Source organism: Neisseria sp. HMSC067G12, assembly GCF_001812725.1.
Lineage (GTDB): Bacteria > Pseudomonadota > Gammaproteobacteria > Burkholderiales > Neisseriaceae > Neisseria > Neisseria perflava.
In genome coordinates, this window is the sequence record NZ_KV810192.1 from 57456 (window position 1) to 79710 (window position 22255).

The following is a 22255-nucleotide window of genomic DNA, read 5'->3' on the forward strand; positions in this document are numbered from 1 at the left end:
GTTATTCTTTATCGATGAGTTCGATATTGTTGTTGACCAAATTGATGGGCGTCAGCGTGTAGGCGGAGAAGTCTTGATTGAAATGGACTTCGTAGTATTGGTTTTTAATGCCGATAATCATGCCGTTGAACAGGCGCGTGCTGTTGACGATGATGTCTTGTTTTTCAACTTTTTGGTTTTCAATCAAAGCATTGAGAAAACCCACCATGCGCGAAGTGTCGGCGGCAAAGTTCTGACGCTCGCTGTACGAAAGATATTGCGTGCCGCAGATGAGGATGAGCAGCAACAGTGCAATAATGCTCAGGTCGCGGTATTTGGTGTCCATGCGGTGGCGCAGGTATTGCGATACGGCGAGCAGGAGGACGACAAGGGCGGCGAAAATCAGGACGTATTTCAAGTAGTCGTTGAAATACATATGGTTTTCAAGATAAAAGTGGGAAAAGAATTTCATGGTATTCAGTAGCTTTGAGGAGGGTAATAAGGCCGTCTGAAACATAAATTTCAGACGGCCTTGTCTATTAAACAAGGATTTTGCGTCAAGGTTTCGGATAAAGCATACATGGCGCTTCCCGAAGTAGTATCAGTTGATAAATCCGTCATCCTTCATTTTCTTTTCGGAAAAATACTGGCTGATGACCAGTAAGCTGGCCAGAATGATAATGAAAAGACCTGCCATGGTCAGGGTGATTTTGAGAAACATATCGGCATCGACGAAGGAAAACCAAAGTTGCAAAATCAAGAGCAACACCCAGCTGACGAACAATCCGAGACAGGCATAGACGCCGAGTTTAAACACGTTCTTTTTCCAAAATGACGACGTAGGCTTCACGCACGAAAAACAGCAGCATGCGGCGCTGGTCTTTTTCCATGGTAACGACCTTCCAGCCTTGCGAAGCATGCTATTGAGGAAATCGCTGAATTTGACCGGATTGATTTTGGCGCTGCCGAAAATCAAGCTGGAAAGCAGGTTCTCTTGATAAATGACGGCTTTATATTCTTTCATTTTATTCCTTTAAAATAAGGGGGCCTTAAGGCCCCCTATGATTCTACTCTTTATTGTTCAACTGCGGCAATACGGAACCTTCGCCCAAGGACAACAAACCGCTTTGCGAGTAAATACCCAGTTTGGCGCGGGTGTCGGTGATGTCGAGGTTGCGCATGGTGAGCTGGCCGATGCGGTCGAGCGGGGTGAACGCGGCGTCTTCGACTTTTTCCATGCTCAGGCGTTCGGGTTGGTAGGTCAGGTTGGGCGATTCGGTGTTCAGAATCGAGTAGTCGTTGCCGCGGCGCAGTTCGAGGGTGACTTCGCCGGTAATGGCTTTGGCAACCCAGCGTTGGGCGGTTTCGCGCAACATGAGGGCTTGGCTGTCGAACCAGCGGCCTTGGTAGAGCAGGCGGCCGAGGCGCAGGCCGTTGATGCGGTATTGTTCGATGGTGTCCTCGTTGTGGATGCCGGTCACCAAGCGTTCGTAGGCGATGTGGAACAATGCCATGCCCGGGGCTTCGTAGATGCCGCGCGATTTGGCTTCGATGATGCGGTTTTCGATTTGGTCGCTCATGCCCAAGCCGTGGCGTCCGCCGATGCGGTTGGCTTCGAGGAAGAGTTCGACGGGGTCGGCGTATTCTTTGCCGTTCAATGCAACAGGCACGCCTTCTTCAAAGCGCACGCTGACTTCTTCGGGTTTGACTTCGACATTTTCGTCCCAGAAGGCAACTCCCATGATGGGCTTAACGATTTTGATGCCGCTGTTGAGAAATTCCAAGTCTTTGGCTTCGTGGGTGGCACCCAGCATGTTGGAGTCGGTAGAGTAGGCTTTTTCAACCGACATTTTGTAGTTGAAGCCGTTGGCAATCAGAAATTCGCTCATTTCGTGGCGGCCGCCGAGTTCGTCGATAAATTGTTGGTCGAGCCAAGGTTTGTAGATTTTCAGCGCGGGATTGGTCAAGAGGCCGTAACGGTAGAAACGCTCGATGTCGTTGCCTTTGTAGGTGCTGCCGTCGCCCCAGATATTCACATCGTCTTCTTTCATGGCGGAAACGAGCATGGTGCCGGTAACGGCGCGGCCCAGAGGCGTGGTGTTGAAATAGGCGATGCCGCCGGTGGAAACGTGGAACGCGCCGCATTGGATGGCAGCGATGCCTTCGTGTGCCAGTTGTGCGCGGCAGTCGATCAGACGGGCGTTTTCTGCGCCGTACTCCATCGCTTTTTTAGGAATGGCGTTGTAATCGTCTTCGTCAGGTTGGCCGAGGTTGGCAGTGTAGGCATAAGGCAACGCGCCTTTGAGTTTCATCCACAGCAGCGCGGCAGAGGTATCGAGGCCGCCGGAGAAGGCGATGCCGACTTTTTGGCCGACGGGGAGATTTTGTAAAATGGTATGGTTTTGGCTCATGGGAATTTCTCCAGACTTGAAAAGTTGAAACCATTATCTTATAAATGGAATACATTGTCAGCAATAGGCCGTCTGAATGTTCGGAGGGCCGTATTAAAGAAACCTCATCATGAACGCTTTTAACCTCATTATCATCGGCGATGAAATCTTACACGGCAGCCGCCAAGACAAGCATTTCGCCTTTTTCAAATCCTTATTGGAATCGCGCGGGCTGAAGCTCAATCAGGTGCAATATCTGCCCGATGAACCCGAATTGCTGGTCAAACAACTGCGCCGCAGTTTTTCAGACGGCCTGCCGACTTTTGTTACCGGCGGTATCGGCTCTACGCCTGACGACCACACCCGCCAAGCCGCCGCGGCTGCTTTGGATTTGCCCGTCGTCCGCCATCCTGAAGCTGCAAAGTTTATCGAAGGCGTAACCTTGAAACGCGGCGAGCCGCTCGATTCGCCGGAACACGCCCAGCGTCTGAAAATGGCGGATTTTCCCGAAGGCGCGGAATTGGTACCCAATCCGTTTAACAACATCGCCGGATTTTCCATCCGCGAGCATTATTTCTTCCCCGGTTTCCCCGTGATGGCGCACCCGATGGCCGAATGGGTATTGGAAACTTATTACGCCGACCGCTTCAACCAAACCGAATGCGGCAGCCGCAGCGTGTATGTGTTCGACCAACCCGAGTCGCGCATTACGCCGATTATGGAACATCTTGAACGTACCTACGCCGGTGTCCGTTCGTACAGCCTGCCCACAGTGGGCCGTACCGATTCAGACGGCCGTTATACTCCGCCACATATCGAGTTCGGCATCAAGGCGGAAGGCGAGGCCTGCCGCTTGCTGGATGCGGCGTGGGAAGATGCGTTGCAGGGTTTGCAGGCGATTGGTGCGACTTTGAAAGAAACGGTGGAATAATGCACTTATCCCCAGCCCAATCCAGACGCGCACTGACTTTTGCCTCTTTGCTGTTTTTACCGCCTACCCTCATCATCGGCATTTGGCTGGCGCAATATGGCGGCTTTGCTTTTGAGCCGCCGCTGATGCACGCCGTCCATGCCCATGCGGGCACATGGTTTGACCCGATTGCTACCGTGTTGCATTATCTGGGCAAAACCCCGATTGCCGTGCCGCTGATCGGCGCGGTTGCCGCCGCCCTGTATTTTGCCGATAAGAAGCGCGAAGCACTGTTTTGCGTGTTGGCGGCATTGGTGCCGACTTTGAATATGCTGATTGTGAAGGTATGGTTTGCCCGCGAACGTCCGCTGCTTTGGCCGCGCCTGATTGAAGAGAGCAATTTTTCCTTCCCCAGCGGCCACAGTACGTTTTCCGCCGCCATTGCCGTCATGCTGATATTGCTTTGCCGCCGCACGCGCTACCGCCGCGCCGCTTGGATAGGCGGTATTTCCTTTGCCCTGTTGACCGGGTTTTCACGCATTTATTTGGGCGTGCATTATCCCACCGACGTTTGGGCAGGTTGGACAAACGGCACGCTGACTGCCTTGCTGGTGTATATGCTCATCTTCAGGCCGTCTGAAAAATAGAAGAAATAAATCATGAATACACGTTCACCCAACACGCCTTATTGGCTCAGAAACGGCCATGCCGAGACCCTGTTTGCCAAGCTGCTGCAAGGCAAGGCGCCCGACTACCGCCGCGAGCTTCTGCCCGACAGTACCGGCAAAACCCAAGTTGCCTACGATTTTGTCGACAGCGCCGATCCTGATGCGCCGCTGGTGGTTTTGTTCCACGGACTGGAAGGCAGCAGCGAGAGCCATTACGCGGTCGAATTGATGAAAGCCGTACAGCAGCGCGGTTGGAACGGCGTGGTTGCCCATTTCCGCAGTTGCGGCGGCATAGAAAACACCGCGCCCGTGTTCTACCACCTCGGCGATACGCCCGAAATCGCCTTTATGCTCAACACGCTGGCCCAACGCTATTCAACCATCTACGCCGTCGGCGTTTCTTTGGGGGGTAATGCCTTGGCCAAATATTTGGGCGAGCAGGGCAGCAATGCCGTTCCGCGTGCTTCTGCCGTCGTTTCCGCGCCGGTTGATGCCGTAGCGGCCGGTACGCGTTTTGATCAGGGTATGACGCGCTTGATTTACACGCGCTATTTTTTAAATTCGCTGTTGCCGAAAGCCCAGGCGATTCCCCGGTTTCAGACGGCCTTAAGCCAGCAAAACTGCAAAACGCTTGGCGATTTTGATGACCGCTTTACCGCGCCGCTACACGGTTTTGCCGACCGCCACGATTACTACCGCCGCAATTCCTGCAAGCCGTTCCTGAAAGGCGTGGATACGCCGTTGCTGTTGCTTAATGCCGTCAACGACCCTTTCCTGCCGCCAGAAGCCCTGCCGACCGGGCGGGACGTGTCCTCGGCCGTTATACTGCTGCAGCCGGCATACGGCGGTCATGTCGGCTTCGTCAGCCGCGATCAAGGCCGTCTGAATCTGCAATGGCTACCGCAAACTGTGTTGGACTATTTCAAACAGTATCAGCCGTAAATGAAAAAGGGCATGTATGCAGACATGCCCTTAGGGTGTAGAAAGTAAAAAGGCTGTCTGAAAAGAGTTTCAGACGGCCTTTTGAATGGCTTGATTATTTGCCTTTGTCGGCTTTAGCTTCTTTTTTCAGAGAAGCGTACAACTCAGGGTCGCGGTTTTTCAGCAGGGACGCAACGGCCAAGTCGTCACGGTTAACTTTAGCCAAATCTACGCGCTCGATGTGTACCAAACGCAGCAATTCGCGTACAGGTTTAGGCATATTGCGGCCGGATTCGTAACGGGAACCACCGGATTGAGTCACACCGATGCGGCTCCAGAAGTCCATTTGGTTTAGGCCGAGTTTTTTACGGATATCGCGGATGTTTTCAATTTTTTCGAACGATTTCATGAATCTTCCTTATTGTGGTATTTGTTGCATGCCTCTAGGCATAAAAATGGGTCTGCAAGAATGCCGGCATCCCTTTCCTGTAGGCTTTTGGGGTGATATGTGGGCGTATTGCAAATGACTGATCTAGATAATTAGACAGTATATTCGAAAGAAGTTTTCCGCTGTCTGCCATAATTTGTGTAAATATTTCTTAATTCATTATTTCGGTAAATTTTCATTATATAAATCATTAAATTATGCGTTTATCTTAAATATGGCGTAAGCAAATTTTTACATAATTAAACAATTCAATTTGGGTAAAAACTTAATTTCGAGTTTTTATTCGGTTTTCTAGGTTGAGAATGCGAATAAATTTCAGACCGTCTTAATCTATGTTTTCAGACGGCCTGAAAGTTTTTTCAAGGTTAAGGCTTACCGCTGGCAGGGCTGATGGTAAGGATTTCGTAGCCGGTTTCGGTAACCAAAACTTCGTGTTCCCACTGGGCGGAGAGTGAGCGGTCTTTGGTGACCACTGTCCAACCGTCGTTCAGGATGCGCAGATGGCGTTTGCCTTGGTTGATCATCGGCTCGATGGTGAAAATCATGCCCGGTTTGAGGACGAGACCCTCACCTTTACGACCGTAGTGGACTACTTGCGGCGCTTCGTGGAAACCGCGGCCGATGCCGTGTCCGCAGAATTCCTGTACGACGGAGTAGCCGGCATTTTCGGCAACCTGTTGGCAGGCATAGCCGACATCGCCGAGGGTAGCGCCAGGTTTGACCGCTTCGATACCCGCCATCATGGAGGCATGGGTCACGTCGATCAGGCGTTGGGCAATCGGGGAGACTTTGCCGACGGTAAACATACGGCTGGAATCGCCGTGGAAGCCGTCTTTTTTAATGGTCAGGTCGATGTTGACGATGTCGCCTTCTTTCAGCGGCTTGTCATCGGGAATACCGTGGCAGATGACGTGGTTGACGGAGGTGCAGCAGGATTTCGGGTAGGGCGGGTTGCCGTAGTTGAGGGGGGCCGGATAACCGCCTTGAACGTTGACGTGGTAGTCGTAAACGAGTTTGTCGATTTCGTTGGTGGTTACGCCGGGTTTGACGAATTGGCCGATGTAGTCGAGGGCTTCGGCGACTAAGCGGCCGAGTTCGCGCATTTTTTCGATTTCTTCGGGGGTTTTGATGATGACTTTGTCCATGAGGTTTCCTTCTTGTTTCAGACAGTATGGAGGCCGTCTGAACGGGACGGGTGTGCCGTCTGTTTAAAACAGGTTGTCGAGATTGTCTTTATTGCGCGGTTTGGCTTGTGGTTTGGCCTCAGGCTCGGCTTTCGGAGTCGGTTTGGACTCGGGGGCTTTGGCTTTTTCCGGTTTGTTTTCTACTGCTTGTGCGGTAGGTTTGTTGCTTGCGGCTTTGTTTTCTACCGGCTGGCTGTCTGCTTTAGGTTTGTTTTGAGCGGCAGAGCTGTTGTTGTCGGATTGTGTGTTTTCTGATTTGTCGGTTTCAGTGCGTTTGTTTTCTGTGCGTTTGCTGCGGTGTGCGGCAGGACGGTCGTTTTTTGCACCTTCTTCGGCGTTATCGCTTTTTTCGGTTTGGGGAACAATCGGGTTGCCGGAGGCGGTTTTTGCGTCGCCGTCTTTGGTAGGCTGAACGGTTTCAGGTTCGACAGTGCCGTTGGGGCGCCAAACTTCAATGCGTGTGTCGGTTTGTTCGGCAGGGCTTTTTTCGGGTACGTCGGTTTTACCGGAGTTTAGGGTGCTGAATACGCCGGCAACAAGGGCTGCGACGGCGATAAAGCTGACAAGGAATAAAGCGCGGATTAGGTGTTTGGGCTTAAGTTGGAAAGGGGTTTTATTATTCTTGGACATGATGGGGCGGGTAATCGTTGGAGGAATGGCCGTCTGAATATTCAGACGGCCCCGGGTTGCCTGTGAATCAGTTGGCAACGTAGTTTTGATAGAGGGTCACGACTTTTTGTACGCCGACGGTCGTGCTGACTTTTTGGGTCACGCGGGCTTGTTCGTCAGGCGTGAGGATGCCCATCACATAGGTCACGTTGCCGTAAGTTACGATTTTGACGCGTGCTTGGGTGGCCGGGCTGAGGCCCAACAGGGTGGCGCGGACTTTGGATGTGCCCCAAGTGTCGTTGGTCACGTCGCCGAGCGAACGCGCTTGCGAGGCGACGGTAATGTAGTTGTACACGCCTTCTGCGGCTTGTTCGGAACGGGCGATGCGTTCAACAAATTGTTTTTCGCCTTCGGTGGCCACTTGTCCGAGCAGGAGCAGGTGGCGGTTGTAGCCGACAACGTTCAGTTTGGGCTTGTAGCCTTCGACTTGGTTGTTTTGGCGCAGGTAGGAGCGTGCGGTGGTTTCGACGCGCAGGGCCATAACGTTGTCGTCGGTTTGCGCGCCTGTGGTGCGGCGGTCGACGGCGGATTTGGTGCCGACGGCTGCACCGCCGATCAGTGCGCCGACGCAGCCGCTCAGACTCAGGCTCAAGAGGGTCGCGGTCAGAACGGGGAGGGCGTAGCGTTTGATATTCTTCATATCCTTTTCCTTGGGTATGGACGGTTGGGTGTTCAGACGGCCTTTAAGGGATGGGTCGTCTGAAAAGAAAGGGTTACATGCCTTCAAGCAGGACGGAGTCGATGCAGTCGCACATGGCGTGAATCAGCAAAATATGGTTTTCCTGAATGCGGGCGGTACGCGGATAAGGGACGTTGAGCAAAACGTCGGTATCTTTGAGCATGGCGGCGATTTTTCCGCCGTCGCGGCCGGTCATGGCGATGACGTGCATGTCACGTTCGTGTGCCGCTTTGATGGCTTCGATGATGTTGGCGGAATTACCGGAGGTGGAGATGCCGACCAATACGTCGCCTGCACGTCCGAGCGCGCGCACTTGTTTGCTGAATACATGGTCGAAACCGTAGTCGTTGCCGATGGCGGTCAGGGCGGAAGTGTCTGTCGTCAGCGCGACAGCGGCCAATTCCATGCGCTCTTTTTCAAAACGGCCGGTCATTTCGGCGGCGAAGTGTTGCGCGTCGGCAGCCGAACCGCCGTTGCCGCAGGCTAGGATTTTGCCGTCGTTCATCAGGCATTGCAGCATCAGCTCGGCAGCCTGTGCAGTCGGCTCGACCAGTACTTTTTCGGCTTCCTGCTTGGCGCGGATGCTCTCGGCAAAATGTGCGGAAACGCGTTCTTGTAATGTTGTCATGAGGTTAACCTGTAATATTTTGAATCCATTCGGGCGGACCGTCGCCCTCGATCAGTACCGCATCCAGGCGGCAGGGCGCATGGTTTAACCCGTGCTTTTGCAGATAATACTCTACACTTCGTTGCAATTTCAATAATTTGGACGGCGAGATGCTGTATGCGGCACCACCGAAACCTCGGTTTTTGCGGTATTTTACTTCAACAAACACAATCATACCGCCGTTTTTGACGATTAAATCGATTTCGCCGTAGGCGCAATGCCAGTTCCGCGCCAGTAGCGAGTAGCCTTTGCCCAGCAGGAATGCCAGCGCCGCATTTTCGGCCGCCGCCCCCTGTTTGTGGTTTAAGCGCATGAAAAGTTTACCCGTTATATAATCATTGTTTTTAAAGAGACGCCGTTTCAGACGGCCTTGAATCTATGTATACAAAACACCTGCAAAAAGCCGTCGACAGCATCGAAAAACAGACATTATACGTTGTCGCCACACCCATCGGCAATTTAGCCGACATAACGCTGCGCGCGCTGGCCGTTCTGCAGAAGGCCGACATTATCTGCGCCGAGGACACCCGTGTTACCGCCCAGCTTTTGAGTGCGTACGGCATTCAGGGCAAACTCGTGAGCGTGCGCGAACACAACGAGCAGCAGATGGCCGATAAAATTATCGCCCATCTTTCAGACGGCCTGAGCGTCGCCCAAGTTTCGGATGCGGGCACGCCTGCGGTTTGCGATCCCGGTGCGAAACTTGCCGCCCGCGTGCGCGAAGCCGGATTTAAAGTGGTGCCTGTGGTCGGTGCAAGCGCGGTCATGGGGGCGCTGAGCGTGGCCGGGGTGACGGAATCCGATTTTTACTTCAACGGTTTCCTGCCGCCTAAGGCCGGCGAACGCCAAAAGTTGCTGGCCAAATGGGCGGAAGCCGATTTTCCGATTGTGATGTTTGAAACGCCGCACCGCATCGAAGCAAGCCTTGCGGATATGGCCGCGCAGTTCCCCGAACGCCGGTTGACTCTGGCGCGCGAAATCACCAAAACGTTTGAAACCTTCCTCAGCGGCACGGTTGCCGAAATCCAAGCCGCCCTCAAAAACGACAGCAACCAAACGCGCGGCGAGATGGTGCTGGTGTTGCACCCTTCGGTGAAAGAGAAACACAGCGATTTGCCCGAGGCGGCGCAAAATACCATGAAAATCCTTGCGGCCGAGTTGCCGACCAAACAAGCTGCCGAGCTTGCCGCCAAGATTACCGGCGAGAATAAAAAGGCGCTGTATGATTTAGCGTTGGAGTGGAAACGGATTTCAGACGACGCTTGAGGTCTTGCAGGCTTATTTTTCTCAACCTGTGGTGTGAACGATGCGACGATTTCCTACAGGCAAAACTGGGTATTGTTCGTTATCCGTTTGCCGGTTCTACAGGCTTTATATAGGTAAAGTTCTGTTTGCCGCATTGCTCCCCCCCCCCTTGTAATTTACAATGACACTGCATACAACTAGTATGTTCTTAAATCTTTCAATCTACGGGAGTGGACTTATGAAACAAAATATCATCGTTGCCTTATTCGACATCTCCAGCGAAGCTTATCAAGCCTTTTCTGAATTGAAAGCTTACTCGCAGACAACAGATGCTTTGGTGGCACAAGCCGTTTTGATTAAAAAGGAAAATGGTCTGATTATCCCAGCAGAAAGCACCGACTTTACCGCCAATACGGCCGAAAGCGCATGGACGGGCGGCCTCATTGGTTCACTGGTCGGCATCCTCGGCGGTCCTATCGGTGTTCTGTTGGGTGGAGCTACTGGCGCACTCATCGGCAGTGATGTAGGCACTGCCCAAACATTGGGAGAGGGGGCGTTGCTGGAAAATGCAGCCAAAAAACTGGATAACGGCAGTACTGCAATCATTATTTTGGCGCAAGAACTCAACGAAGCTATATTGGATGCTTTCTTCCACCGTTTCAAAACCGTTATTCTCCGGCAAGATGCAGCCGTTGCCCAAGAGGAGGTATTGGCAGCAATAGAAGCGGAGAAAGAAGTGGCACGTCAGGCACACGAAGCGTGGAAAAAACAGCGCAAAGCCGAACGCAAAGCCGAACGCCAAGGGAAAGTGGAAGCCTTCAAGGCCGACATCAAACAAAAATTCGACAAATTGGCAGCCAAGTTGAAATAACACTGCCACCAACCCAAGGTATGTAACCGCTCAAATTTTCCGTTTCGGATGCATGCCAAACCAGTTTGAGGCTACCTGAAAATCTATTTTTCAGGTAGCCTCTCCCTTTTTCATGCCCCGAGGCCTTTGCAAAGGTCTCAACCTATGTTATTGCAAAGGTCTCGGCCTTTTTATAATTGGATTTTAGATTGATCCAATAGGTTCAATACGCTTCTAAGTTTGCGTTTCAGACGGCCTCGATGTTTGGCAAACCTGCTTCAACGCTGCCATGCGCTGCGCAAATATTCGATGCAGTCGGTCAGGGCGTAAAACGGGGCGTTGCCGTGATTGGCGTTGGGGTAGAGGGTAAAGCGGACATCTGCGCCGAGGTGGTGCAAAGTGCCGGCAAGGATTTTAGCTTGTGCGACCATGCCGCGGCTGGTTTGGTCGGGACGGTTGTTTCTGCCTTCATGCTCGCCTGCGCCGAGGCGGATGCCGATTCCTTGCGGCAATGTGTCGGGCAGCCAATCAAGTACGCGGCGGTCTTGCCACCAGATAGACGGCGAAACCAGCAAATAATGGCGGAATCGTTCGGGACGGGTGAACAGGGAATAGAGGCCGTACAGTGCGCCGAACGAATGGCCGAAGATGGCTTGGTTTTGGGTATCGATGCGGTATTTGCTGTTGAGCAGGGCGGAGAGTTCGTCATCGATAAAGCGGCTGAAGCGGTCGGCTTGGCCGTATTGTTTGCGTTCGGATTCGGGCGCGTTGTCGGGCAGCGGTGGCGTGTAGTCGAGTGCGCGTTGGCTTAGGTCGCGGATGTTGCCGCCGGTGTAGCCGATACCGACAATCAGACAGGCGGCATGGCTTTTGGTGATGGGGTTGATGAGCAGGGATTGCGCCATATTGAGGATGGCGGGGAAAAAGGCATCCCCGTCAAGGATATACAGCACGGGATAGCCGCCTGCCGGACGCTCGCCGAGTGTCGCGGCTTGAATGCGGTAGGTGCGGCCGGTGTGGGCGGAGGTAATGGAGGTTTCTTCGGCTTGCAGCAGGGTAGCGGTTTGCCAGTTGGGACGGATGGACATGATGGGGTGCTTTAATCAATGGTTGCTTAAGGGAAAAGGCCGTCTGAATAATGGTTTTCAGACGGCCTTATTGTACGGATTTCTGCCTTTTTAACAATACGCGCAATTAGCGTACGTCAACGTAGGAGCTGCTGTGCAGTTCGCGCAGGAGGTTGGTGGTCGCCTGTTGCGCTTTTTGTTGGGACAGGTATTGGCGGACGGCGTTTTGTTGGCGCTCTTCAGGCGTACCTGCTTCGCGGACGTCGTTCAGCTTGATGATGTGCCAGCCGAATTGGGTGCGGACAGGGGCGCTGATTTGGCCGGGTTTGAGTTTGTGGACGGCTTCTTCAAATGGGGCAACCATCATGCCGTCGGCAAACCAGCCCAAATCACCGCCATTGCCGGCGCTGCTGTCTTGCGAGTATTGGCGTGCCAAACCGCCGAAATCTGCGCCGCTGCGGGCCTGTGAGTAGATTTTGCGGATGGTGCTTTCTGCGCCGACGGCGGCATTGTCGTTGTCGGCTTTAATGAGGATGTGTTGGGCATGGTATTGGCGCACAGGGTCTGCTTCAGGCAGGGTTACGCCTTGTTGTTTGGCCTGCTCGATGTAGCGTGCCACTTCAGAGTCGCTCACACGGCTGTTTTGCATGATGGCCTGTTGGCGCACTTTTTCAACAATAATGCTGTCGGCGATGTCTTGACGGACGGCGGCAGACGGATTTTTGATGTTGGGGTTGTGCGCGATAACGGCTTCGATTTCGCTATCGGTTGCTTGGATATTACGGCGTTTGCCGGCTTGGAGGATCAGGGATTGGTTGATCATTTGTGCCAAAACTTGTTGGCGCAGCTCGTTGGCGTCCATTTGTGTGCCTTTAGGCATGGTTTGACGCGCTTGTGCCACGGCTTGTTCTACTTGACGGTGGGTAATGACTTCGTTGTCGACAACCGCGGCAATGCCGTCTGAAAGATGTACGCCGCTTTGTACGGCAGGCATGGTGGTTGCGCTGACGGCAGCTGCTTTGGCTGCACGCGCTTTGCTTGCTTTGGCTTTAGGGGCGGCGTGTGCGCCTACTGCGAGAGTGAGTGCGGCGACGAGAATCAGGGGTTTGAAGTTCATTGTTTGACTACCTCGTTGGTTTTGCTGTAACCGGGGATGGCTAAGCGGAGTTTTTCGAATGGGTTGTTGCTGATATTGCTCAAGTCTTTGAGTTGGAGGTTGAAGAATATGGCGTTTTTGTGGCTGTTTTCGCCGGTAACATAGCGTTGGCCGACCAAGCTTGCGCTCCAGCAGCCGCAGTTGCTTTTGTATTCTGCACCGATGAGCATTTCCAGCGGTTTTTTGGCTTCGATTTCGTAGTTGTAACGGGCAACGGCATACAGGTTTTTACTCAACGGCCATTGGGCGGCAAGGTCGATTTGGCTGAGCCTGTCGTAGAAATAGTCGCCGTTGGCTTGCAGATAAATGCGCTCGTTGCGTCCGTATTTGTAGCGCGCGCTTAAGACTTTGCCGGGTTCGGGGTTGTAGGTAATCCCTGCGGCGTAGCTCTCGGCACGGCTTAAGTTTTGGTTGTAGTGGATGTCCAAGTCGATGCGTGTGCTCGGGGTAAGGTTGCCGTGTGCAAAGGCTACCCAGTCAGATTGGCTGCGCGGATAATTGCTGACATTGCCGTCAGGCAGGACGTTGTCTTTTTTGAAATAAAACTTCTGGCCGATACCTGCACGGAAGAGTTCCGCACCGGTGTTGGGGTTGAGGATACGGCTTTGTGTGGCCAGCGTCAGGCTGTTGGCCGAATTGATGCGGTCGTTGCCCGAATACAGGTTTTCGCGGAACAGCTGCGAGTAGCTAAAGCTGTTTTCGGAGCTGTCGAAATTGGGCAGGTCGTTTTGGGACTTGGTCGGAATGTAGTTGTAAAACAGGCGCGGTTCGAGCGTTTGCAGGTATTCTCCGCCGAATAGACGGGCCCTGCGCTCGAAAGTCAGGCCGCTGTCGACGTTGATGATCGGCAGGACGCGGCTGACATTGCGGCTGCTTTGGCCGTTGAAGCTGTTGAGGCTGTAATAAGTGGCGTGTACACCGACTTTAGGCCGGATGTAGCCCCATTGGTTGTGGAAGTCCCATTTAACGCTCGGGTAGAGCACCACGCGGCTGCCGTCTTGCTTGGTATCGTGGTCAAAACGGGTAAATTGGCCGAACACGTTGAGTTGCGCTTTGCCGAGATGGCTTTGCCAACGGCCGGTCAGACGGGGCATGATGGCATAAGGTTCGTCTTTATAGCCGTCTTGGTTGGCCAGCGTTTGGTATTTTTGTACGCGCAACGAGCCGTCGAAGCTGCCGCCCAACAGTTTGTCGCTGTAATTGAGCCATGCCTGACGGTCGAGGTTGACGTTGCGCGCGATGTCTTCGCGGCCGTAGAAGTCGCGGTAGTAATCGTCGTCGGAAACTTGGTTGTAGTTGATGCCGCCGCTGATTTTGCTGTTCAGCTGCTGCTGGTGTTTCCATTTGAACTGGTAGCGGTTGTTGTGGACGCTTTTTTGGTCGTTTGGCATCCAGTCGCCATCGACTTCGCCGCTGTAATTCGGTTGCAGATAACGGACTTGGCCGCCCAGCTGCACACCGCGTTTGCTGATGATGCCCGGGCGGAAGGTGGCATCCAAATTCGGCGCAAGGTTGAAGTAGTAGGGCAGGCTCAGCTCAAGGCCGTCTGAACCGGTGGCAATGGTCGGAACGAGCAGGCCGCTTTTGCGGTTGCCGTTGATGGGGAAGTCCGCCCAAGGCGTGTAGAGGACGGGGACGCCGCCGAATACGAGCGAAGCGTGTTTGGCCACGCCGATACCTGTCGATTCATCGGCTTCAATGCTTTGCGCTTGGATATACCAGCTGGCATCGCCGGGCGAACAGGTGTTGAATTTGGTGTTGATGAGCTTGTAGAGGCCTTTGCCTTTGAGTTCGGCTTTTTCGCTGACGCTTTGAAGGCGGCGGCCGCCTTGTTCGGTATTGAGGCGCACGGCGGTGCCGGAACCGGTTTGGTCTTTGAGGTTGTAAACCAATTGGTCGCCGGATACGGTTGAACCGTTTTGATACAGGGTGAAGCGGTCGCCGGCGGTAACGGTATCGGCGGCTTGGTCGTATTGCGCCCAATCGGCGTTGAGAACATCGGTATTGCGCTCGACAATGACGTCGCCTTCGGCACGGACGCCGACTTGGGTCTGGCCTTCTATTTTATCGGCGTTGACGCGGGTGTAATCGGCAGGCAGGGCAGGCTCGCCGCTGCGTTTGATTTCGGCGGTTTCGGCCGGCTTGGCATCTTCATGGTCGCAAAACAGGCAAGTGCTGCCCAAGGAAAGCGGATCGGCTTCGCTTTGGCCGGTTTTTGCCGGTTTGGATTCGGCGGCGTGGGCAGGGGTATAGTCTTCCGCCTGCGGAACAGAAGCATCTTCCGCGCGCACGGCTGTTGCGCCAAAGCCCATAATTAAGGCGAGTACCAAGGGTTTGAGTGAAAATAAACGAGCCAAAATCGCCCCTTAAATCGGTTTGCCAGTTAGAATAGCGGTTATTGTAACCTGAAATTCTGCGATACCGCTATGCAACGACAAACCGAATTACAAAACTGGCTGGAGTCTGTTTACCCGAACCAGCCGTTCGAATTGAGCTTTGCGGCAGCCGATGCCGACTTCCGCCGTTATTTCCGTGCGACGTTTTCAGACGGCCAGACCGTTATCTGTATGGATGCGCCTCCTGAGAAGATGAGTGTTGCGCCGTATTTGAAAGTGCAAAAACTGTTTAACATGGTCAATGTGCCGCAAGTGCTTCATGTGGATGAAGCGTTGGGCTTTATGGTATTGAACGATTTGGGTAATACCACATTCCTGACCGCCATGAATCAGGAAAACAGCGAAACCGCCCACAAAGCCCTGCTGCTCGAAGCCATCGACGAACTGATCGAACTGCAAAAAGCCAGCCAACCCGGCAAATTGCCGGAATACGACCGCGAAGTGATGCTGCGCGAGATTAACTTGTTCCCCGAATGGTTTGTGGCCAAAGAATTGGGTCGCGAGCTGACCTTCAAGCAACGCCAGTTGTGGCAGCAAACCGTCGATACGCTGTTGCCACCCTTGTTGGCTCAGCCCAAAGTGTATGTCCACCGCGACTTTATCGTCCGCAATCTGATGCTGGCAAAAGGCCGCCCGGGCGTGTTGGACTTCCAAGACGCGCTTTACGGCCCGATTTCCTATGATTTGGTGTCGCTGTTGCGCGATGCGTTTATCGAATGGGAAGAAGAATTTGTATTGGACTTGGTCATCCGTTACTGGGAAAAAGCACGCGCTGCCGAGTTACCTGTACCTGCCGAGTTTGACGAGTTCTACCGCTGGTTTGAATGGATGGGTGTACAACGCCATTTGAAAGTGGCCGGTATTTTTGCCCGCCTGTACTACCGCGACGGCAAAGACAAATACCGTCCTGAAATCCCGCGCTTCTTGAACTATTTGCGCCGCGTATCCCGCCGTTACAATGATTTGGCGCCGCTTTATGCATTGCTGGTCGAATTGGTCGGCGATGATGAATTGGAAACAGGCTATACCTTCTAAGCTTGGTTTTTTAAGATTTGATTCCACTTTTCAGACGGCCTGATCAACAAAAGGCCGTCTGAAACCTTTACAGAACACATAAAAATGACTTACATGATTTACCCCAAGACCTACGACGTGATTGTCGTCGGTGGCGGCCATGCCGGTACCGAAGCCGCGCTTGCCGCCGCACGCATGGGTGCGCAAACCCTGCTGCTCTCACACAACATCGAAACCCTCGGCCAAATGTCGTGCAACCCCTCCATCGGCGGTATCGGCAAAGGCCACCTTGTGCGCGAACTCGACGCATTGGGCGGCGCAATGGCGCTGGCCACCGACAAATCCGGTATCCAGTTCCGCCGCTTGAACGCCAGCAAAGGCGCGGCAGTGCGAGCCACGCGCGCGCAGGCCGACCGTATCCTATATAAAGCCGCCATCCGCGAAATGTTGGAAAACCAAGAAAACCTCGATCTTTTCCAACAAGCCGTCGAAGACATCACGCTCGACGGCGAACGCATCAGCGGCGTGGTTACCGCGATGGGCGTGGAGTTTAAAGCACGCGCCGTCGTGTTGACCGCAGGCACGTTTTTGTCCGGCAAAATCCACATCGGTTTGGAAAACTACGAAGGCGGCCGCGCCGGCGATCCAGCCGCCAAATCCTTGGGCGGCCGTTTGCGCGAATTGAACCTGCCGCAAGGCCGTCTGAAAACCGGCACGCCGCCGCGTATTGACGGACGCACGATTGATTTCTCCCAACTGACCGAACAGCCCGGCGACACACCCGTTCCCATAATGTCTGTACGCGGCCGCGCCGATATGCACCCACGCCAAGTGTCTTGCTGGATTACGCATACCAACACGCAAACCCACGACATCATCCGATCAGGCTTCGACCGCAGCCCGATGTTTACCGGCAAAATCGAAGGCGTGGGTCCGCGTTATTGCCCGTCTATCGAAGACAAAATCAACCGCTTCGCCGACAAAGACAGCCACCAGATTTTCCTCGAACCCGAAGGCCTGACCACACACGAATACTATCCAAACGGTATCTCCACCAGCCTGCCGTTCGACATCCAAATCGCCCTCGTGCGCAGCATGAAAGGCCTGGAAAACGCCCATATCCTGCGCCCCGGCTACGCCATCGAATACGACTACTTCGACCCGCGTAACCTCAAAGCCAGCCTCGAAACCAAAACCATCCAAGGCCTCTTTTTCGCCGGACAAATCAACGGCACGACCGGCTACGAAGAAGCCGCCGCACAAGGCCTGCTCGCAGGCGCGAATGCCGTGCAATACGTGCGCGGACAAGACCCGCTCCTGCTGCGCCGCGAACAAGCCTATCTCGGCGTATTGGTGGACGACCTCATCACCAAAGGCGTGAACGAACCCTACCGCATGTTCACCAGCCGCGCCGAATACCGCCTGCAACTCAGGGAAGACAACGCCGACATGCGCCTGACCGAAGACGGCTACAAAATCGGCTTAGTGGGTGAAGAACAATGGCGCATGTTCAACGAAAAACGCGAAGCCATCGAACGCGAAATCCAACGTTTGAAAACAACGTGGTACACACCGCAAAAACTCGCCGAAGAAGAGCAGCTGCGCGTATTCGGCCAAAAACTCAGCCGCGAAGCCAACCTACACGACCTCCTGCGCCGCCCGAACCTCGACTACGCCGCGCTGATGACCCTGCCCGACGCACAACCTGAAACCGCACTTGCCGACAGCGTGGTCGAACAAGTCGAAATCCAAGTTAAATACCAAGGTTATATCGACCGTCAAAACGAAGAAATCGACAGCCGCCGCGACATCGAAACCTTAAAGCTGCCCGACGACATTGATTACAGCAAAGTCAAAGGTTTGTCGGCAGAAGTGCAGCAAAAGCTCAACCAGCACAAACCCGAAACCGTCGGCCAAGCCAGCCGCATCTCCGGCGTAACGCCTGCCGCCGTCGCATTGCTGATGGTGCATTTGAAACGCGGGTTTAAAGATGCGAAGTAAGTTACCTGAACGCGGAGCAGCCGCAGGTCGGATAATTCTTGTGTTTCGACACATCTGTTACTACAAGATGTCAGATTCAAGAATCTGACTTGCGGTAGGTTTTCAAAGTCTACAAAAGCAGCCTACACATTAAAATTGATGTGTAAAACCCAACCTGAAAATTAAATAAGGAGTAACAATGGGCTTTTCCCTATATTTTTACCGCTTTGAAAATGGCGAACAGGTAGACGGCAACCGTGAAGGTGCAAAATCATTTTTAAACAGCAGGGGACTAGATAGCTGCCTTCGTGATAAGGACGGCAACTATTTAGAGTTTGATAACTGTTCCACAGATTTGGAAATAACGGATTTCAATGATAGGGAATGCCAGTTTGAAGGAAATATTGGCCATGCATATTTAACGGATGAGGAGTGTAGTTTCATCTATGAGTTGTGCCATGCTGCGGATTGGGTGATTGTTAATCCGCAATTTAGCGATACTGAACCCTTATTGATCTTATTAGAACAAGACACTGCACAACATTTGCCGGAAGAATATAGTGATAACTATACCGTCATATCTTCTGGAGAAGAGTTGCAAATGCTGCTTTTAAACGGATTTCATCAGTTTCAAGCTTGGAAAAGCCGTATTCTGTAGCAACTGTATTTTTGCCCGACGGGGTAAAAAATACAGTTGCTACGGCACTAATACTCGATAAATAGTAAAAAGGAGTAAAATTGCAACATTTGATACACAAGATTCAAGAGGTTTAGTCGGTAAACATCTGATTTATCCCTATGATAACGGCTGGAATTATGAAATTTATGTAAAAAATGCCGAACATATGGATTACCATACTCGCCCTTGAAAGGCAGTCTAAAAATATCATTCCAGACAGTTTTATCAATTTATTTTTCAGTTACGGGAATTTTTAAATTCCTTAAGCCCACCTTCAAATTGGAGCTGTATCAATGAAACCCCGACTTTCCCCATTTGCTGCCGTGCTATTTTTGGCCGGAATTTCTGCTGTTCATGCAGCACCCGCTCAAAATGCACAAAAGCAGTGCATTACCCTGAAAAATATCTCTATCACCGATACTGTCATCACTAAAGCCGAATGGTCGAACGGCGAAATCAGTGCCGACAGAATGTCTTCCCTCACTGGTGGTTCAACCAATGTCTTACAGTCCAAACCGCATTGCGTGGTGGAAGGCGAAATTGGCGCGCGCACCGGTGCAGACGGCAAGCATTACGGCACGAAATTCCAACTCAGGCTACCTGAAAATTGGAACGGAGGTTTCCTGTTTCAAGGCGGTGGCGGGGTGGACGGCTTTGTTGCGCCCGCCGTGGGTAGTATCCCCGTACGCACCTCTACCGCTACGCCAGCGCTGATGCGCGGTTATGCCGTAGTTTCTATGGACGGCGGCCACCCCACGCCCACGCCCAACTTCGGCGCAGACCAGCAGGCGCGTTTAGACTTCGCTTACCAGTCCACAGGAAAAGTAACCGTCGTTGCCAAGCATTTGATTCAAAAGATGTATGCCGTTGCGCCGAAACACAGCTATTTCATGGGCTGCTCCAACGGCGGACGTGAAGCGATGATGGCCGCACAACGCTATCCTTTAGAATTTGACGGTGTGATTGCCGCCAATCCCGGCTTCCGTCTGTCGCGTGCTGCCGTCGCCCAACAGTGGGATTATCAACAGTTCATGAAAATTGCCCCCAAAGACGCGCAGGGCAACAAAATCCTGGCTAATGCCCTGACCCAAGCTGATTTGGACAAAGTGAGCGAAGCGGTGAAAAACCGCTGCGACGCACGCGACGGTCTGAAAGACGGCGTGATTAACGCATGGGAAAGCTGCGATTTCAAAGCCGAACACGCCGGTCTCTCCCCCGCCAAAACCGCAGCCCTTAAAGCCGTGATGGACGGCGCACGCGACTCACGCGGCAACCAGATTTACAGCGGCTGGTATTACGATGTGGGTATGAATCAGCCCGACTGGCGTAAATGGAAGCTCGGCAGCTCGCAAACCGCCAAGCCTGATTCACGCGGCGTAACGCTCGGCGCAGGTTCGCTTACTTGGTATTTCATGACTCCCGCCATGCCGAACTTTGATTTGAGCAAATTCGATTTTGACCGCGATACGCCCAAAACATACCAAACCGGCGCAATTAACGATGCGGTGTCCACCGATTTGAGCAGCTTCCGCGCACGCGGCGGCAAACTGATTGTGATCACCGGCGTGTCCGACCCCGTGTTTTCCGCCAAAGACCAAGTGGCATGGTTCCGCCAAATGAATGCCGACACGCCAAGCGCCCAAAGCTTCAGCCGCCTGTTTATGATACCCGGCATGAACCACTGCGGCGGTGGCCAAGCCTTCAATGATGTAGATCCGCTCACACTTTTGGAAAATTGGCATGGCAAAAACCAAGCCCCCGAGCGCATGATTGCACAAGGGAAATCCTTCCCGAATAAACAAATGCCGATTTGCGCCTATCCGAAAGTCGCCACTTATACCGGCGGGAATGAAAATAAAGCAGATAGCTTTGAATGCCGCTGATTGATGTAAAAGAGAAATATAAAACAGAATAAAGGCCGTCTGAAACTTTCAGACGGCCTTTATTTATCAGGGGATTGACGGTATTGCACCTTATTTCATTAATTTTTTAAAGAGTTCAGATTGTCAGCAAGATGGGTGTGTTCTGATGAAAAAATGAAGAAGCAAACGTTTTTTCAGGACGCGTCATAAGCTGCCGCTTTTTCGAGCAGTTTTACCCTTGCCTGCGGCCATTCCTCACGCAGCAGGCTGTATTCAACCGTATCGCGCACGCTGCCGTCTTTCCGCAGCTTGTGGCAGCGCAAGATGCCGTCTTGGTGTGCACCCAAGCGTTCGATGGCGCGTTGGGAGGCGGTATTGAGGTTGTCGGTCTGCCAGCAGACGCAACGGCAGTTTAAAGTGTCGAAAACGTAGTCGAGCAACATGATTTTGCAGGCGGTATTGATGTGCGTGCGCTGTGCCGACAGGGCATACCATGTGAAACCGATGTAGAGGCGTGGGATGGCGGGGTCGATGTGGTAAAGCGAAGTTGAGCCGACAATTTTTCCCGTGTCTTCGTCGATGACGGCAAAGGCGAGGCGGGTTTGTATGGCGGTGCGGATATAGTCAGCTACTTGGTGGGGTTCGGGCGCGGTGGTTACGTTCAGCTTCCAAACTTCGCCGTCGCAAACTGCTTCGCGCAAACCGGCTTCGTGTGCCGTTGTTAAAGGTTCGAGACGGACGCGGTCAAAGGATAAAACGGGAGTGGATGAGAAATCAGTCATGGAGGTTTCCTTTGTATTTGATAGTTTGAGTTTTCAGACGACCTTTTATAGTGTCTTAGCGGACAGCATCTCTGAGGTCGTCTGAAAGCTATTGATTAATGATGTTTGAACACCAGCACGCCCAACTCCGATACAAACCCGTCCAGCGGCAGGTCGTGCGGTTCGGTCGGCAGTGTGTCGGTCAGTTGGCAGCCGAAGCCTACGCCCAGGGTTTGGGTTTGCAGGCGGTATTTCATGGCGGAGAGAGTGGCGTCGTAATAGCCGCCGGCTTGTCCGAGGCGGTAGCCGCGTTTGTCGATGCCGACGATGGGGACAATCAGTAGGCTGAGTTGGTGGACGCGGATTTTTTTGCCGGTGAATTGGGGGACATGCAATTTGGCGCGGCCGCGTTTGCGTTCTTGTTTGGCGCCGTCGGCAGGGTAGGGGGTGAACCACATCCACCGCGTGTTCGGTTCGATATAGGGCAGGTAGAGTTTTGCGCCGCGTTTTTGTGCGGCACGGACAAAGCCGTCCAATCGCAATTCCTTGCCCATCGGCCAATACACGCCGATTTTCCGTCCTTTTTTGATGTAGGGCTTGAGCAGGCGGTTGATGGTTTCGGTGGCGGCGTTGCGCTCGTCTGCGCTCATTTGGGCGCGTGCGCGGCGGAACTGTTTGCGTAATGCCGATTTTTCGGGATTCCTCATTTTCAGACGGCCTTTCGGGATTG

The 22255-nt window shown here is 53.1% G+C and carries 23 protein-coding genes and 1 pseudogene; 9 read left to right on the forward strand and 15 right to left on the reverse strand.

The features are described 5' to 3' along the window. Position 1 precedes the first annotated feature (1 nt). The 4 genes and pseudogenes from HMPREF2871_RS03615 to argG form a co-directional block, all read right to left on the reverse strand. Positions 2-451: a DUF3290 family protein gene (locus HMPREF2871_RS03615; RefSeq protein ID WP_049343729.1), complete on the reverse strand. Its 450-nt coding sequence runs from the start codon at positions 449-451 to the stop codon at positions 2-4. Positions 452-580: 129 nt separating this feature from the next. After that, a complete protein-coding gene (locus tag HMPREF2871_RS03620; RefSeq protein ID WP_049343731.1) occupies positions 581-796 on the reverse strand; it encodes a hypothetical protein in 216 nt (71 codons plus the stop codon). Next, a pseudogene (locus HMPREF2871_RS03625) lies at positions 789-1003 on the reverse strand (DUF4177 domain-containing protein). The gene HMPREF2871_RS03620 and the pseudogene HMPREF2871_RS03625 overlap by 8 nt, the downstream one beginning before the upstream one ends. A gap of 43 nt (positions 1004-1046) precedes the next feature. Beyond that, positions 1047-2390 (reverse strand): argininosuccinate synthase, encoded by a 1344-nt coding sequence (gene argG / locus HMPREF2871_RS03630; RefSeq protein WP_036493659.1) that lies wholly within the window; start codon positions 2388-2390, stop codon positions 1047-1049. Positions 2391-2499: 109 nt separating this feature from the next. Here argG and HMPREF2871_RS03635 point away from each other — a divergent pair, with 109 nt between their 5' ends. The 3 genes from HMPREF2871_RS03635 to HMPREF2871_RS03645 are packed head-to-tail and all read left to right on the forward strand — an operon-like array spanning position 2500 to position 4889. Then, positions 2500-3300, forward strand: a complete 801-nt coding sequence (locus tag HMPREF2871_RS03635) for a competence/damage-inducible protein A (RefSeq protein WP_049343733.1) — start codon at positions 2500-2502, stop codon at positions 3298-3300. Further along, positions 3300-3926, forward strand: a complete 627-nt coding sequence (locus HMPREF2871_RS03640) for a phosphatase PAP2 family protein (RefSeq protein ID WP_049343735.1) — start codon at positions 3300-3302, stop codon at positions 3924-3926. The genes HMPREF2871_RS03635 and HMPREF2871_RS03640 overlap by 1 nt, the downstream gene beginning before the upstream one ends. A 12-nt stretch (positions 3927-3938) precedes the next feature. Then, positions 3939-4889, forward strand: a complete 951-nt coding sequence (locus HMPREF2871_RS03645; RefSeq protein WP_049343737.1) for a YheT family hydrolase — start codon at positions 3939-3941, stop codon at positions 4887-4889. A 94-nt stretch (positions 4890-4983) separates the two neighbouring features. On the opposite strand, the gene HMPREF2871_RS03650 is transcribed toward HMPREF2871_RS03645, so the two are convergent. The 6 genes from HMPREF2871_RS03650 to HMPREF2871_RS03675 form a co-directional block, all read right to left on the reverse strand. Further along, positions 4984-5277 carry a helix-turn-helix domain-containing protein gene (locus tag HMPREF2871_RS03650; RefSeq protein ID WP_003684039.1) on the reverse strand — a complete coding sequence of 98 codons (294 nt, stop codon included), beginning with the start codon at positions 5275-5277 and terminating at the stop codon, positions 4984-4986. A 404-nt stretch (positions 5278-5681) separates the two neighbouring features. Then, positions 5682-6461 (reverse strand): type I methionyl aminopeptidase, encoded by a 780-nt coding sequence (gene map / locus HMPREF2871_RS03655; RefSeq protein ID WP_004520245.1) that lies wholly within the window; start codon positions 6459-6461, stop codon positions 5682-5684. 63 nt (positions 6462-6524) lie between these two features. Continuing rightward, on the reverse strand, positions 6525-7130 hold the full coding sequence (locus HMPREF2871_RS03660; protein WP_049343739.1) for a hypothetical protein: 606 nt from the start codon (positions 7128-7130) through the stop codon (positions 6525-6527). Between the two features lie 67 nt (positions 7131-7197). After that, positions 7198-7809, reverse strand: coding sequence for a BON domain-containing protein (locus tag HMPREF2871_RS03665; RefSeq protein ID WP_049330858.1), 612 nt, complete (start codon positions 7807-7809; stop codon positions 7198-7200). Positions 7810-7882: 73 nt separating this feature from the next. Next, a complete protein-coding gene (locus tag HMPREF2871_RS03670) occupies positions 7883-8476 on the reverse strand; it encodes a phosphoheptose isomerase (RefSeq protein WP_049343741.1) in 594 nt (197 codons plus the stop codon). Between the two features lie 4 nt (positions 8477-8480). Next, positions 8481-8828, reverse strand: a complete 348-nt coding sequence (locus tag HMPREF2871_RS03675; RefSeq protein ID WP_049343743.1) for a YraN family protein — start codon at positions 8826-8828, stop codon at positions 8481-8483. A 65-nt stretch (positions 8829-8893) separates the two neighbouring features. Between HMPREF2871_RS03675 and rsmI the strand changes: the two genes are divergently transcribed. Both rsmI and HMPREF2871_RS03685 read left to right on the forward strand, forming a co-directional pair. Continuing rightward, positions 8894-9781 (forward strand): 16S rRNA (cytidine(1402)-2'-O)-methyltransferase, encoded by an 888-nt coding sequence (gene rsmI, locus HMPREF2871_RS03680; RefSeq protein ID WP_049343746.1) that lies wholly within the window; start codon positions 8894-8896, stop codon positions 9779-9781. Between the two features lie 217 nt (positions 9782-9998). After that, complete coding sequence (locus tag HMPREF2871_RS03685; RefSeq protein WP_049343748.1) at positions 9999-10631, forward strand: DUF1269 domain-containing protein; 633 nt, start codon at positions 9999-10001, stop codon at positions 10629-10631. Between the two features lie 257 nt (positions 10632-10888). On the opposite strand, the gene HMPREF2871_RS03690 is transcribed toward HMPREF2871_RS03685, so the two are convergent. The 3 genes from HMPREF2871_RS03690 to HMPREF2871_RS03700 all read right to left on the reverse strand — a co-directional run bounded on the left by HMPREF2871_RS03690 (position 10889) and on the right by HMPREF2871_RS03700 (position 15190). After that, on the reverse strand, positions 10889-11698 hold the full coding sequence (locus tag HMPREF2871_RS03690; RefSeq protein ID WP_049343750.1) for an alpha/beta hydrolase: 810 nt from the start codon (positions 11696-11698) through the stop codon (positions 10889-10891). 106 nt (positions 11699-11804) lie between these two features. After that, positions 11805-12794 (reverse strand): peptidylprolyl isomerase, encoded by a 990-nt coding sequence (locus tag HMPREF2871_RS03695; protein WP_049336860.1) that lies wholly within the window; start codon positions 12792-12794, stop codon positions 11805-11807. After that, positions 12791-15190: an LPS-assembly protein LptD gene (locus HMPREF2871_RS03700; RefSeq protein WP_349267157.1), complete on the reverse strand. Its 2400-nt coding sequence runs from the start codon at positions 15188-15190 to the stop codon at positions 12791-12793. Before HMPREF2871_RS03700 ends, HMPREF2871_RS03695 begins: the two co-directional genes overlap by 4 nt. Positions 15191-15259: 69 nt before the next feature. Here HMPREF2871_RS03700 and amgK point away from each other — a divergent pair, with 69 nt between their 5' ends. From amgK to HMPREF2871_RS03720, 4 genes are all read left to right on the forward strand, one after another. Next, positions 15260-16264, forward strand: coding sequence for an N-acetylmuramate/N-acetylglucosamine kinase AmgK (gene amgK / locus HMPREF2871_RS03705; protein WP_003749406.1), 1005 nt, complete (start codon positions 15260-15262; stop codon positions 16262-16264). An 84-nt stretch (positions 16265-16348) separates the two neighbouring features. Then, on the forward strand, positions 16349-18244 hold the full coding sequence (gene mnmG, locus HMPREF2871_RS03710; protein WP_049343753.1) for a tRNA uridine-5-carboxymethylaminomethyl(34) synthesis enzyme MnmG: 1896 nt from the start codon (positions 16349-16351) through the stop codon (positions 18242-18244). 178 nt (positions 18245-18422) lie between these two features. Continuing rightward, a complete protein-coding gene (locus tag HMPREF2871_RS03715) occupies positions 18423-18881 on the forward strand; it encodes a hypothetical protein (RefSeq protein WP_049336864.1) in 459 nt (152 codons plus the stop codon). Between the two features lie 314 nt (positions 18882-19195). Next, the gene (locus HMPREF2871_RS03720; RefSeq protein WP_053088472.1) at positions 19196-20785 is read left to right on the forward strand and encodes a tannase/feruloyl esterase family alpha/beta hydrolase; all 1590 of its coding nucleotides are present in this window, start codon (positions 19196-19198) and stop codon (positions 20783-20785) included. 173 nt (positions 20786-20958) lie between these two features. Here HMPREF2871_RS03720 and HMPREF2871_RS03725 read toward each other — a convergent pair whose 3' ends face one another. Together HMPREF2871_RS03725 and HMPREF2871_RS03730 are read right to left on the reverse strand one after the other, a co-directional pair. After that, positions 20959-21546 carry a GNAT family N-acetyltransferase gene (locus HMPREF2871_RS03725; protein WP_049336865.1) on the reverse strand — a complete coding sequence of 196 codons (588 nt, stop codon included), beginning with the start codon at positions 21544-21546 and terminating at the stop codon, positions 20959-20961. A gap of 95 nt (positions 21547-21641) precedes the next feature. Continuing rightward, on the reverse strand, positions 21642-22232 hold the full coding sequence (locus HMPREF2871_RS03730) for a 5-formyltetrahydrofolate cyclo-ligase (RefSeq protein ID WP_049343755.1): 591 nt from the start codon (positions 22230-22232) through the stop codon (positions 21642-21644). Between the last annotated feature and the right edge of the window lie 23 nt (positions 22233-22255).

Excerpts from the sequence above, each read along its gene's own strand:
- HMPREF2871_RS03615 (WP_049343729.1), bottom strand. The coding sequence starts at position 451 with ATGAAATTCTTTTCCCACTTTTATCTTGAAAACCATATGTATTTCAAC.
- argG (WP_036493659.1), bottom strand. The coding sequence starts at position 2,390 with ATGAGCCAAAACCATACCATTTTACAAAATCTCCCCGTCGGCCAAAAA.
- HMPREF2871_RS03635 (WP_049343733.1), top strand. The coding sequence starts at position 2,500 with ATGAACGCTTTTAACCTCATTATCATCGGCGATGAAATCTTACACGGC.
- HMPREF2871_RS03640 (WP_049343735.1), top strand. The coding sequence starts at position 3,300 with ATGCACTTATCCCCAGCCCAATCCAGACGCGCACTGACTTTTGCCTCT.
- HMPREF2871_RS03645 (WP_049343737.1), top strand. The coding sequence starts at position 3,939 with ATGAATACACGTTCACCCAACACGCCTTATTGGCTCAGAAACGGCCAT.
- HMPREF2871_RS03650 (WP_003684039.1), bottom strand. The coding sequence starts at position 5,277 with ATGAAATCGTTCGAAAAAATTGAAAACATCCGCGATATCCGTAAAAAA.
- map (WP_004520245.1), bottom strand. The coding sequence starts at position 6,461 with ATGGACAAAGTCATCATCAAAACCCCCGAAGAAATCGAAAAAATGCGC.
- HMPREF2871_RS03660 (WP_049343739.1), bottom strand. The coding sequence starts at position 7,130 with ATGTCCAAGAATAATAAAACCCCTTTCCAACTTAAGCCCAAACACCTA.
- HMPREF2871_RS03665 (WP_049330858.1), bottom strand. The coding sequence starts at position 7,809 with ATGAAGAATATCAAACGCTACGCCCTCCCCGTTCTGACCGCGACCCTC.
- HMPREF2871_RS03670 (WP_049343741.1), bottom strand. The coding sequence starts at position 8,476 with ATGACAACATTACAAGAACGCGTTTCCGCACATTTTGCCGAGAGCATC.
- HMPREF2871_RS03675 (WP_049343743.1), bottom strand. The coding sequence starts at position 8,828 with ATGCGCTTAAACCACAAACAGGGGGCGGCGGCCGAAAATGCGGCGCTG.
- rsmI (WP_049343746.1), top strand. The coding sequence starts at position 8,894 with ATGTATACAAAACACCTGCAAAAAGCCGTCGACAGCATCGAAAAACAG.
- HMPREF2871_RS03685 (WP_049343748.1), top strand. The coding sequence starts at position 9,999 with ATGAAACAAAATATCATCGTTGCCTTATTCGACATCTCCAGCGAAGCT.
- HMPREF2871_RS03690 (WP_049343750.1), bottom strand. The coding sequence starts at position 11,698 with ATGTCCATCCGTCCCAACTGGCAAACCGCTACCCTGCTGCAAGCCGAA.
- HMPREF2871_RS03695 (WP_049336860.1), bottom strand. The coding sequence starts at position 12,794 with ATGAACTTCAAACCCCTGATTCTCGTCGCCGCACTCACTCTCGCAGTA.
- amgK (WP_003749406.1), top strand. The coding sequence starts at position 15,260 with ATGCAACGACAAACCGAATTACAAAACTGGCTGGAGTCTGTTTACCCG.
- mnmG (WP_049343753.1), top strand. The coding sequence starts at position 16,349 with ATGACTTACATGATTTACCCCAAGACCTACGACGTGATTGTCGTCGGT.
- HMPREF2871_RS03715 (WP_049336864.1), top strand. The coding sequence starts at position 18,423 with ATGGGCTTTTCCCTATATTTTTACCGCTTTGAAAATGGCGAACAGGTA.
- HMPREF2871_RS03720 (WP_053088472.1), top strand. The coding sequence starts at position 19,196 with ATGAAACCCCGACTTTCCCCATTTGCTGCCGTGCTATTTTTGGCCGGA.
- HMPREF2871_RS03725 (WP_049336865.1), bottom strand. The coding sequence starts at position 21,546 with ATGACTGATTTCTCATCCACTCCCGTTTTATCCTTTGACCGCGTCCGT.
- HMPREF2871_RS03730 (WP_049343755.1), bottom strand. The coding sequence starts at position 22,232 with ATGAGGAATCCCGAAAAATCGGCATTACGCAAACAGTTCCGCCGCGCA.